Consider the following 10,436-nt stretch of genomic DNA (forward strand, 5'->3'; position numbering starts at 1 on the left):
GAGAATACCATGATAAAAGTTGCTGTCCTTGGCGCCGGGCGCATCGGCCATGTTCATGCGGCTAACGTAGCAGGCCATCCCGATGCCGTGCTGGCGGCGGTTGCCGATCCCTTTATTGAAAGTGCGCAGAAACTGACGGCGGCATATGGCGGACGAGCGATAAGCGATCCGCTGGAGGCTATCGCCGACCCGACTATTGATGCGGTGGTGATCGGAACGCCGACGGATACCCACGTGAGCCTGATGCTGGCTGCGGCGCAGGCTGGGAAGGCGGTATTATGTGAAAAGCCGGTCGATCTGGATATTCAAAAAGCGCGCGCAGCCCAGCGGGCGCTGGGGGAAAATGCCTCCCGGGTCATGTTGGGGTTTAACCGCCGTTTTGACCCGGGTTTTAGCGAAATTCACCAGCGTCTGCGGGCGGGAGAGATTGGCGAGCTGCATCAGCTGCTGATTACCAGCCGCGATCCTGGCCTGGCCCCGATGAACTACCTCAAACATTCCGGTGGCATATTCCGCGATATGGCGATCCATGATTTCGATCTTGCGCGCTGGATCCTCGGCGAGGAGCCGGTGGAAGTCTTTGCCAGCGGTAGCCGGCTGTTTGCACCTGAACTGGAGACGCTGGGCGACTACGATACCGTGATGGTGCAGCTGCGTACCGCTTCCGGCAAGCAGTGTCAGATTAACTGCAGCCGACAGGCGGTGTATGGCTACGACCAGAGGATCGAAGCCTTTGGCGCGGGCGGCATGCTGCTTAACGACAATCAGCGTGAGACCAGCGTACGCCGCTACGGCGCCCAAGAGACGGAAGTCCGTGGCCCACTGCTTAATTTCTTTATGCAACGCTATACCGACGCCTATCGTCTGGAGATGGCGGCGTTTATCAGTGCGGTAAAACAAGGGGGAGATGTACCGGTAAATATTCACGATGGCTGTGCGGCATTAGCCCTGGCAGACGCCGCACAATTATCGGCGGATACCCAGCAGGTCGTAAGATTGAATTAACAGTTTTCTACAAAATATATCTGGATGAGTTGATGCCGCTGGCTATTTCCCTATGGTGGGACGGTGAACGCTTTGCTGAATATAGCCATTCAACGTAACGAACCGGGAAATTTTATTTATATTTTTCGGTGCAAATTTAAAGCTAATCATTTATCTGGAAGATGAACATGAAAAAAATAACCTTACTGTGCCTTGCCTCATTATTAGCCAGCCCTGCCGCCATGGCTCTTCAGGTTGGTGTAACGATGGCGCAAATGGATGATGTTTTCCTTTCACGGCTGCGCGGTTATATTGCCGAACGGGCAAAAACCTATCCCGATATGAAAGTGCAATTTGAAGATGCTCAGGGGGCGGTCGATAAATCCCTTGGCCAGGTGCAAAGTTTTATTAATGCCAGGGTCGACGTCATTATCGTTAACCCGGTCGATACTCAGGGGACAAAAAATATTACCGAGGCGGCCCGGGCGGCGAAGATCCCGCTAATCTATCTCAACCGTATGCCCTCTGATTCGAAAATGGGCGACGGCGTGAGCTATATCGGCAGCGACGAAATCGAAGCCGGGCGTCTGCAGATGCAGTATCTCGCTGACATGGTAAAGGATCGCAAAAGCGTCAACGTCGCGATTATGAAAGGGCTGTTAAATAATGACGCTACCCGCTTCAGAACCCAGGGGGCCAAAGAGGTGATCGCCAAACACCCAAATATGCATGTGGTGCTCGAGGACACCGCCAAATGGATGCGCGAAGATGGCATGAATCTGATGAATAACTGGATCTTAACCGGCCAAAAAATCGATATTCTTTCGGCCAACGCGGATGAAATGGCTATCGGCGCGGCGATGGCGATTAAAAGCAACGGTATGAAGGTTGGTAAAGATATTCTGGTGGGCGGGACCGATGGCGGAAATAATGGTCTGCAGGCCATGAAAACCGGCATGATGACTGTTACCGTATTTCAGGATGCCAAAGCCCAGGCCTTCGGCGCCGTCGATATGGCTGAGAAAATATCGAAAGGAGAAAAGGTTAAAGATATTGAATTTATCCCCTTCCAGCTTATTACCCCGGAAAATTATCAGAAATTTATGACCCATTAATCACGGGACAGTCAACGCACAATAAGTGCACTGATGAGGTTTATTAGTGCACGTTCTATTACGGAGTTTTTATGCTTACGATGAAAGGTCCTGGCGTTTTTCTTGCGCAGTTTGCCCGGGATGAAGCGCCTTTTCATTCGCTGAACGCGATTGCCGGCTGGGCGGCAGCAAAAGGGTTTAAAGGGGTGGAAATTCCCAGCTGGGATTCGCGCCTGATTAACCTCGAACGCGCGGCGGAGAGCCAGACCTATGCCGATGAAGTGCTGGGCGTCCTCGATGAACACGGGCTGGCATTGACCGACCTCGCCAGCCATCTGCAGGGACAGCTGGTGGCGCTGCATCCGGCTTTCGATCTGCCTGCCGATAGCTTTGCCCCGTCGGCGCTGCGCAATAATCCACGGGAGCGCCAGCAGTGGGCAAGCGAGCAGCTGCTGCTGGCGGCAAAGGCTTCGCGGCGGCTGGGATTGACGAAGCATGTCACCTTTTCCGGTACCCTGCTGTGGCCCTATCTCTACCCCTATCCGCAGTGGCCGGAAGGGTTGATTGAAGAGGGGTTTACCGAGCTGGCCCGCCGCTGGACGCCGATCCTCAACGCCTTTGATGAACAAGGCGTCGATCTGTGTTACGAAATCCATCCCACTGAAGATCTTCATGATGGACTGACCTTTGAGCGTTTCCTGGAAAAAACGGGTAATCACCGGCGCTGCAACATCATGTATGACCCGAGCCACTTGATCTTACAGGGCATGGATTACCTGACCTACATCGACCATTACCACGAACGCATTAAAGCATTTCACGTTAAGGATGCCGAGTTTCGCCCGGACGGCAAAACCGGCGCCTATGGCGGCTATCAGCCGTGGAGTCGCCGGGCGGGGCGCTTTCGTTCGCCGGGAGACGGGCAGATCGACTTCGGGGCGATCTTTTCAAAACTGACCGGCTATGACTTTGACGGCTGGGCGGTTCTTGAATGGGAATGCTGTTTTAAGAATCCGGAAGACGGAGCCCGGGAGGGGGCGCAGTTTATCGCGGAACACATCATAAAGGTGACCGATCAATCCTTTGATGATTTCTGTAAATCCTATGCCGATCGTTCGGTAAACCGAAGCATTCTCGGACTTTAAGAGGGCAAAATGAGCAGACAAACTTTGCAGGGACGGCGTATTCGCTTAGGAATGGTGGGCGGCGGAGAGGGGGCTTATATCGGCGGAATTCATCGCTTTGCCGCACGGCTTGACGACCGTTACGCGCTGGTGGCCGGCGCATTTGACGTCGATGCGGAAAGGGGACGGGCGTTTGCTCTCGACAATTTGATCGCCGAAGATCGCGCCTATAGCGATTATCAGAGCATGATTGCCGCCGAAGCGGCCCGCGAGGACGGCGTTGATATCATCGCTATCTGTACGCCGAATTTTACCCATTTCCCGATAGCCCGCGCCTGCCTTGAAGCGGGGATTGATGTCATTTGCGAAAAGCCGCTCACCACCACCCTGGCGGAGGCGGAGGCGCTGCAGGAGATCGTGGCGCGAACCGGGCGTTTCCTCGGCGTGACCTACACCTACTCGGGTTACCCGATGGTTGTGGAGGCGCGTGCGCGGATCGCGGCAGGGCTGCTGGGTAAGGTACGCACCGTGCAGGTGGAATATCCACTGGAGTGGATGGCCACCGGCGTGGAGCTGAAGAATAACCAGCAGGCGGCCTGGCGGGTCGACCCGCTGAAAAACGGCCGCGGCGGGTCGATTGGCGATATTGGCACGCACGCCTACCATCTGGCCGGGTACGTCACGGGGCTGAAGGCGCAGAGCGTGCTGGCGGATTTAGCCACTTTTGTTGAAGGCCGCGCTCTGGATGATAATGCGCATGTGCTGATCCGCTATGAAGGCGGCGCGCGTGGGATGTTGTGGTCTTCGCAGGTGGCTATCGGCTGCGCCAACGCGCTGCGTCTGCGGGTTTTTGGCGAAAAAGGCAGTTTGATCTGGTTCCAGGAGCAACCCAACGAACTGGTTTTCACTCCGTTAGAAGGGGTGACGCAAATCATTAAGCGCGGGCGCGCGGATCTGGATGCGCTAACGCAAGCGCGTACCCGCACGCCGCCGGGCCATCCTGAAGGCTATATCGAGGCGTTCAGCAACCTCTACAGCGGCTTCGCCGCAGCCTTGCATAGCCGTGAGGCGCAGCAGGCGCTCAGCGTGACGGGGGCCGCCGTACCGCAGGTATACGATGGGCTTAAAGGCGTGGCGTTTGTCGATGCGGTTGTCGACAGCCATGAGCAGGGATCGGTGTGGGTCACGCCAGCATACCGCTGAGGCGACGTGGATGCGCATTCTTCATCGAGTGCGCATCTTGCTTCAGGTATACATATTGAACCGGGTGATGATGTTGATCCGCGAATAGGGTTTGAGCGAGTCGGCCTCAGGGATAAAACCATGGAAGGCCAGCAGGGAGCGGAATGCGGTTTGCGCATCCAGCTGCAGATTGTGTTCTATCAGCGCATCGATTTTCCCCGCCTGCATCAGAGCCCGGTTTTCCCGGTCAAAATCATGGCCGATAAAGGTCTTTATGCGTCTGTTTCTCTCCGCGAAGGCGCGGATAATCCCCGCGTTGCCGCCGCCGACGGTATAGACCGCTTCGGTATGCGGATGAGCATCAAGGTACTGGCACAGACATGCGTACATCTGATGGTCAATTCCCAATCCGCCGGCGACGACATTGACGCTGTTGCGCGGGGCAAACTGTTCAATTCCGGAGATAAATCCGGCAATACGCTCCCGCTCACCGATGAAGTCGTTGCTGCCGGTGACGGCTGCAATTTGGGTACTGTCGGCGCCCAGCCATTTTGACATCAAAAATGCCGCGGCTTGGCCCGCATCAACATTATCCATACCGATGTAGCGCAGACGGGCGCTGGACGGAATATCGGTCACGATGGTGACAACCGGAACGCGGCGTTTGAGCAATGCATCGATGGTGGGGACCAGAGAGGGAGAGTTCATGGCCTTTAAAATCACGCCGTGGCTGCTGAGCGCGCTTTTTTTCAGCAGCGCGTTCATCTCTCGCTCGCTGATGTCTTCGTAACAGTGGAAGCGAAGTTGAATGCGAAAGGGGTTGAAGCTGGCTAACTGGCTGCTGAGCGCCTCCCTGACCAGCTCGCTGAAGCGTTCCGGGGTATGCATGATGACATCGAAATAGAGCGTTCTCCCCTGGGCGAGCCCGGACTTTTGCAGCAGTTCCAGATCGGCCAGCGCCTGCTGAATACGATGCAGCGTTTGCGGGTGTACCTGCCCCCGATTATGTAGCGCCCGATCGATCGTGGCGAGACTCAGTCCTGACTGAGCGGCTATCTGCTTTTGGGTAAATTTTGGCATCGATCACATGAGGTTTTTATGAGGTGTTTTTGAGGTTCTTGATGTGGAGTCTAGCTGCTAAGTTATTTCTTAACAACGTTCGTTTTCGAGACGTTGAACAAAAAAATAATATCCCTCTGTCCCCATTATCCCGTGGAGCTGCTCATGACATCGCAATATTTTATCCGACCCGATCGGGCCTCAGTTGAGGATTTCAACACCTTCTGCCAGCAGCAGGTTAACAGGCAAGACTATCCGCTGGTCAGCGAAGTCGCAGAAGAAATCCTGATTTACGACCATGATGTATTAGCGCAGGCCGCGGCGGCCAATAAGCATGCGGTATTAAGTGAGCTGCATCAGGGGCTGTCTTACGGTCCCGGCGTGCTGGTGGTGCGCGGGCTTTATCAGGATATGGATGTCATCGACCGCGCCTCTGAGGTGTTCGAGACCATCATGGCCGATGAGTCTCGCACCCGGGTTCAGGCCGATCATTTTTCACGCGCCGGTAATAATGGCCGGATCTGGAATGCGTTACAAAAGCTGGCGGAGCGTAGCCCGCGGACCTTCTGTGACTACTATGCCAACGAAATGCTGGGGTTAATTTGTCAGGCGTGGCTGGGGCCCGCGTGGAGCATGACCTCCCAGGTTAATCAGGTTCGTCCTGGCGGAGAGGCGCAGCAGCCCCATCGCGATTATCATCTCGGCTTTCAGCAGAGCGAGTTTGTTGCAGAGTTTCCCATTTCGGTGCAGATCCTGTCGCAGTATTTGACCCTACAAGGGGCGGTTGCGCACAGCGATATGCCGCTGGCGTCGGGGCCGACGCGCCTGCTGCCGTTTTCGCATCAGTATGAGCTCGGCTATATGGCCTACCGTCAGCCGGCGTTCGTCGACTACTTTAACCAGCATTACGTGCAGCTGCCGTTGCAAAAAGGCGACGGGCTGTTTTTTAACCCGGCGCTGTTTCATGCCGCCGGGAACAACACGACCGCTGACTGGATTCGTACCGCTAATCTTTTGCAGGTCTCCTCGGCGTTCGGCGTGCCGATGGAAGATGTGAACCATGAACGGGTGCTGAAAAAAATCTATCCGCAGCTTCAGCACGGACAATATCGCGCGGGAGATTTTCAGGCGCTGATTGCCGTGGCTGCCCGGGGTTACTCATTCCCGACGAATCTTGATACCGATCCGCCGTTAGGGGGAATGGTGCCGAAAACTCAGCAGACATTGGTGCTCGAAGCGCTTGACAATAACTGGGATGAGGAACAGTTTGCCCACGCCCTGGATGAGCATACCGCACGAAGAAAAGGGTAGGCCTCCGGGCATAAAAAAAGCCAACCTGCCGGTTGGCTTTTTGCTGTTTGCACTACGGGAAATTATTTTTCCACCGCGTCGTGCGCGTGTTCATCTTCGCGGCAGTCGCCTTCTGCACAGTGGCCGTACAGGTACAGACTGTGGTTGGTCAGACGGATGCCGTGGCGGTGGGCAATTTCACGCTGACGCGCTTCGATAGACTCATCGCTGAATTCGATCACTTTGCCACAATCGAGGCAGATAAGGTGATCGTGATGATGCTGTTGGGTCAGTTCGAAGACAGATTTGCCGCCTTCGAAGTTGTGGCGGGTAACAATGCCGGCATCATCAAACTGGTTCAGTACGCGATAAACAGTAGCGAGACCAATTTCTTCACCCATGTCGATCAGGCGCTTGTATAAATCTTCCGCACTGACGTGATGGTTATCCGGTTCCTGCAGGACTTCCAGGATTTTTAATCGTGGAAGTGTGACTTTCAGGCCAGCCTTCTTTAATGCGGTATTGTTGTCAGTCATGCGGAATCTGTCCTGTTGCTAAACGATCTACTTCCATCAGCGGAAGTAATACAGAGAATCACCCGATGCAATGCGTCTCATTATAGAACTGCCATCGTTAAATGAAAACTGCAAGTATTGGGCCTTGTATGCTGTCAAAAACGAGGTATCAGCTACAAACTGTGTCACCTGACCTCGTTAAATCAGAGGACATTGTACAGATATGTGATTAAAAGTTAAAAACTTGTAGCTATTAGTTTGATTGTTTCTATCTATTAATGCGGCGAAACTTAACGGTAACGCCGCTTAATTATCAGGCGTTTTTGATTTCTTCGAGGTGCAGCTCGTCAGAAATCTGTTTAACCCATTGGCTGACGCGTTCGTTGGTCAGCTCCGGCTGGCGGTCTTCATCGATAGCCAGACCGACGAAGTGATCGTCATCCGCCAGGCCCTTAGAGGCTTCGAAGTGGTAGCCAGCAGTCGGCCAGTGGCCAACGATGGTCGCGCCGCGCGGTTCGATGATATCGCGAATGGTACCCAGCGCATCACAGAAGTATTCGGCATAATCTTCCTGATCGCCACAGCCAAACAGCGCCGCCAGCTTACCGTTGAAATCGACCTCTTCCAGCGTCGGGAAGAAATCATCCCAGTCGCACTGGGCTTCACCGTAGTACCAGGTTGGGATACCGAGCAGCAGAATGTCGTAGGCTTGTAGATCTTCTTTGCTGCTCTTGGCAATGTCGTGAACATCAGCAACATCTTTACCAAGCTGTTTTTGAATCATTTTTGCAATATTTTCGGTGTTGCCAGTGTCGCTGCCAAAAAAGATGCCGATGATTGCCATGAGTAAAATAACCTCTTGAAACTTAATGATGTGGTAGTGGCGTAATGCCCGCAGATAACGGCAATCATAGCAGAACAGGGGAGGGCGCGGAAACAGCAATCACGCCCGACTGCACACTCTGCTACATGAAAGCGTGTTTTTGAGGATTTTTAGACTTTATCCTGGCTGTGCAGGGTCGCCAGCTGGCGCATCAGCATCTCTTCGATCAAATCGCTGCGGTTCATATTGCGGGCTTCCGCCAGCTCATTGAGCGCATCAACGGCCTCGGCGTTAAGTTTTAACTCCACGCGCTTCAGGCCGCGAACCTTGTCGCGTTTGAGCTGATTGCGTTTGTTTATGCGCAGCTGTTCATCGCGCGAAAGCGGATTGGTCTTTGGTCTACCCGGGCGACGCTCGGTTGCGAACAAATCTAATGTCGTACGGTCCGTTTGTTCTTTTGCCATGATTCAGAGTGACTTCGGGGAAACAAGTTGCCGGGCTATAGCCGACACAGATAGCGCGCCATAATACATCAGGCGAACCGCTGCGCCAACGACCACGGGCATTCTGCCGCGCGGTCGGGCAGTTTTTAGCCAGTTACGCCGCTAAAGAGCCGAGATAGCGGCGAATTGCGCGCAATACGGCTTCAGGTTTCTCCGCATGCACCCAGTGACCGGCGCCGGCAATGACGTGCGCCCGCGCCTGCGGGAACTGCGCCAGCAGCGGGGCGCGATATTCATCGGTCACGTAGGGGGAGTTGCCTCCGGGAATGAACAGCGCCGGATGGGGCCAGGCGGGCACGGTTTGCCAGCCCACGATGTGCGGGTATTGATCCCACAATACCGGGACGTTGAAGCGCCACTGGCCATCCACGAAGGATTTCAGCAGAAACTGAATCACGCCTTCTTCCTGCAGATGCTCTCTCATCACCGCCGCCGCCTGCTGGCGAGAGCTGGCCCCGGCGGCGGTTACGGCATTAATGGCGGTAAAAATTTCATCATGGCGGCGTATATGATAGTCCACCGGGGCAATATCAATCGCCACCAGGCCAGCGATGCGTTCCGGCGCCAGGGCGCTGAGGGCCATCACCGCTTTACCGCCCATCGAGTGACCAATAAAGGTCGCTTTTTCGATCTGGCGATCGTCAAGGGTATCGAGCAGATCCTGGGCCATCGCCGGGTAGGTCATCTCCGGCGAACGGGGGGAAAGACCGTGGTTGCGCATATCGACCTGCAAAATATCGTAGTCGGCGACCAGGTCGCGAGCGAGGATGCCCAGGTTGTCGAGGCTGCCAAACAGGCCGTGGACCAGGACGACAGGGGAATTATTGTGCGGGTTTTGTGCAGATTGCGCTCGGCTATTTAATTTCATGGCAAAGTTCTTTTTTTCGCTCCGTCGGGTTAGGGTATTATGTTGGACATTCTGCCATTCGGCTGCAAGACCCAGAGCTATCTGAGTTTTACCGCCATCCTGGTTTGACGCTATCCGCGGTCAGGATTTGTCCTTATAATCCTGACAACTTGTATTCAGAATAAGATATCGTACTGGATTAAGATGAAAACAATTGAAGTTGATGATGATCTCTATCGCTATATTGCCAGCCACACCCAGCATATCGGCGAGAGTGCATCCGACATTTTACGGCGCATGCTGAAATTTTCCGCCGTTTCCCAGCCTGCCGCACCGGTGGCGAAATCCGCCCTGGCCCCGGCAGCGACGCCTGCCGTAGAGGTGAAGCCCGCGAATCCGGCAAAAGATAAAGTCCGCGCGATGCGCGAGCTGCTGTTATCTGATGAATACGCCGAACAAAAACGCGCGGTAAACCGCTTTATGCTGGTATTGACTACGCTCTACTCCTTAGATGGCAAAGCCTTTGCTGAGGCCACCGAGTCTCTGCACGGGCGTACCCGTGTCTACTTTGCTGAAGATTCGCGAGTCCTGCTGAAAAGCGGCAATCAGACCAAGCCTAAACAGGTTCCTGGTACGCCGTGGTGGGTCATCACCAATACCAATACCGGCCGTAAATGCAGCATGATTGAGCACATCATGCAGTCGATGCAGTTCCCTGCGGAATTAATTGAGAAGGTCTGCGGCACGATTTAGTTTTATTCACCTTGCATCAGAAGGATCAGGCAATGGCAATCGATAAGCGTGCGGGTCAGCCTGCACAACAGAGTGATTTGATTAACGTCGCTCAGCTGACCGCGCAGTACTATGTACTGAAGCCGGAAGCGGGCAACGCCGAACATGCGGTGAAGTTTGGCACCTCTGGCCATCGCGGCAGCGCCGGGCGTCACAACTTCAATGAGCCGCATATTCTGGCGATTGCGCAGGCGATTGCGGAAGACCGTGCGAAGAACGGGAT

At 54.6% G+C, this 10,436-nt stretch carries 11 protein-coding genes and 1 pseudogene; 7 read left to right on the plus strand and 5 right to left on the minus strand.

The window, feature by feature from the left end:
• Positions 1-9: 9 nt before the first annotated feature.
• The 4 genes from iolG to EDF73_RS10715 all read left to right on the plus strand — a co-directional run bounded on the left by iolG (position 10) and on the right by EDF73_RS10715 (position 4,405).
• Complete coding sequence (iolG, locus tag EDF73_RS10700) at positions 10-1,005, plus strand: inositol 2-dehydrogenase (RefSeq protein WP_132728964.1); 996 nt, start codon at positions 10-12, stop codon at positions 1,003-1,005.
• A gap of 167 nt (positions 1,006-1,172) precedes the next feature.
• The gene (locus tag EDF73_RS10705) at positions 1,173-2,099 is read left to right on the plus strand and encodes a substrate-binding domain-containing protein (protein ID WP_132728966.1); all 927 of its coding nucleotides are present in this window, start codon (positions 1,173-1,175) and stop codon (positions 2,097-2,099) included.
• 71 nt (positions 2,100-2,170) lie between these two features.
• The gene (locus EDF73_RS10710) at positions 2,171-3,223 is read left to right on the plus strand and encodes a sugar phosphate isomerase/epimerase (RefSeq protein WP_132728968.1); all 1,053 of its coding nucleotides are present in this window, start codon (positions 2,171-2,173) and stop codon (positions 3,221-3,223) included.
• A gap of 9 nt (positions 3,224-3,232) precedes the next feature.
• Positions 3,233-4,405, plus strand: a complete 1,173-nt coding sequence (locus EDF73_RS10715) for a Gfo/Idh/MocA family oxidoreductase (protein WP_207896627.1) — start codon at positions 3,233-3,235, stop codon at positions 4,403-4,405.
• Positions 4,406-4,447: 42 nt separating this feature from the next.
• On the opposite strand, the gene EDF73_RS10720 is transcribed toward EDF73_RS10715, so the two are convergent.
• Positions 4,448-5,464, minus strand: a complete 1,017-nt coding sequence (locus EDF73_RS10720; protein ID WP_132728970.1) for a substrate-binding domain-containing protein — start codon at positions 5,462-5,464, stop codon at positions 4,448-4,450.
• A 144-nt stretch (positions 5,465-5,608) separates the two neighbouring features.
• On the opposite strand from EDF73_RS10720, the gene EDF73_RS10725 reads away from it, so the two are divergent.
• Positions 5,609-6,754, plus strand: a complete 1,146-nt coding sequence (locus EDF73_RS10725) for a phytanoyl-CoA dioxygenase family protein (RefSeq protein WP_132728972.1) — start codon at positions 5,609-5,611, stop codon at positions 6,752-6,754.
• Between the two features lie 62 nt (positions 6,755-6,816).
• Here EDF73_RS10725 and fur read toward each other — a convergent pair whose 3' ends face one another.
• The 4 genes from fur to ybfF form a co-directional block, all read right to left on the minus strand.
• Positions 6,817-7,269 (minus strand): ferric iron uptake transcriptional regulator, encoded by a 453-nt coding sequence (fur, locus tag EDF73_RS10730; RefSeq protein WP_004859602.1) that lies wholly within the window; start codon positions 7,267-7,269, stop codon positions 6,817-6,819.
• Between the two features lie 292 nt (positions 7,270-7,561).
• The gene (fldA, locus tag EDF73_RS10735) at positions 7,562-8,092 is read right to left on the minus strand and encodes a flavodoxin FldA (protein ID WP_207896629.1); all 531 of its coding nucleotides are present in this window, start codon (positions 8,090-8,092) and stop codon (positions 7,562-7,564) included.
• 149 nt (positions 8,093-8,241) lie between these two features.
• Positions 8,242-8,535, minus strand: a complete 294-nt coding sequence (ybfE, locus tag EDF73_RS10740; protein ID WP_132728976.1) for a LexA regulated protein — start codon at positions 8,533-8,535, stop codon at positions 8,242-8,244.
• A 133-nt stretch (positions 8,536-8,668) separates the two neighbouring features.
• The gene (gene ybfF / locus EDF73_RS10745; protein ID WP_132728978.1) at positions 8,669-9,442 is read right to left on the minus strand and encodes an esterase; all 774 of its coding nucleotides are present in this window, start codon (positions 9,440-9,442) and stop codon (positions 8,669-8,671) included.
• A gap of 183 nt (positions 9,443-9,625) precedes the next feature.
• Between ybfF and seqA the strand changes: the two genes are divergently transcribed.
• Both seqA and EDF73_RS10760 read left to right on the plus strand, forming a co-directional pair.
• The gene (gene seqA, locus EDF73_RS10755) at positions 9,626-10,174 is read left to right on the plus strand and encodes a replication initiation negative regulator SeqA (RefSeq protein ID WP_132728982.1); all 549 of its coding nucleotides are present in this window, start codon (positions 9,626-9,628) and stop codon (positions 10,172-10,174) included.
• A gap of 32 nt (positions 10,175-10,206) precedes the next feature.
• A pseudogene (locus EDF73_RS10760) lies at positions 10,207-10,436 on the plus strand (phosphoglucomutase, alpha-D-glucose phosphate-specific); the annotation flags it as partial.

This window comes from Klebsiella sp. BIGb0138 (genome assembly GCF_004342285.1).
Classification (GTDB): Bacteria; Pseudomonadota; Gammaproteobacteria; order Enterobacterales; family Enterobacteriaceae; genus Klebsiella.

Bases quoted from the DNA above. Each gene is read 5' to 3' on its own strand.
- EDF73_RS10720 (WP_132728970.1), bottom strand. From the start codon at position 5,464: ATGCCAAAATTTACCCAAAAGCAGATAGCCGCTCAGTCAGGACTGAGT.
- fldA (WP_207896629.1), bottom strand. From the start codon at position 8,092: ATGGCAATCATCGGCATCTTTTTTGGCAGCGACACTGGCAACACCGAA.
- ybfF (WP_132728978.1), bottom strand. From the start codon at position 9,442: ATGAAATTAAATAGCCGAGCGCAATCTGCACAAAACCCGCACAATAAT.
- seqA (WP_132728982.1), top strand. From the start codon at position 9,626: ATGAAAACAATTGAAGTTGATGATGATCTCTATCGCTATATTGCCAGC.
- fur (WP_004859602.1), bottom strand. From the start codon at position 7,269: ATGACTGACAACAATACCGCATTAAAGAAGGCTGGCCTGAAAGTCACA.
- ybfE (WP_132728976.1), bottom strand. From the start codon at position 8,535: ATGGCAAAAGAACAAACGGACCGTACGACATTAGATTTGTTCGCAACC.
- EDF73_RS10710 (WP_132728968.1), top strand. From the start codon at position 2,171: ATGCTTACGATGAAAGGTCCTGGCGTTTTTCTTGCGCAGTTTGCCCGG.
- EDF73_RS10705 (WP_132728966.1), top strand. From the start codon at position 1,173: ATGAAAAAAATAACCTTACTGTGCCTTGCCTCATTATTAGCCAGCCCT.
- EDF73_RS10725 (WP_132728972.1), top strand. From the start codon at position 5,609: ATGACATCGCAATATTTTATCCGACCCGATCGGGCCTCAGTTGAGGAT.
- EDF73_RS10715 (WP_207896627.1), top strand. From the start codon at position 3,233: ATGAGCAGACAAACTTTGCAGGGACGGCGTATTCGCTTAGGAATGGTG.
- iolG (WP_132728964.1), top strand. From the start codon at position 10: ATGATAAAAGTTGCTGTCCTTGGCGCCGGGCGCATCGGCCATGTTCAT.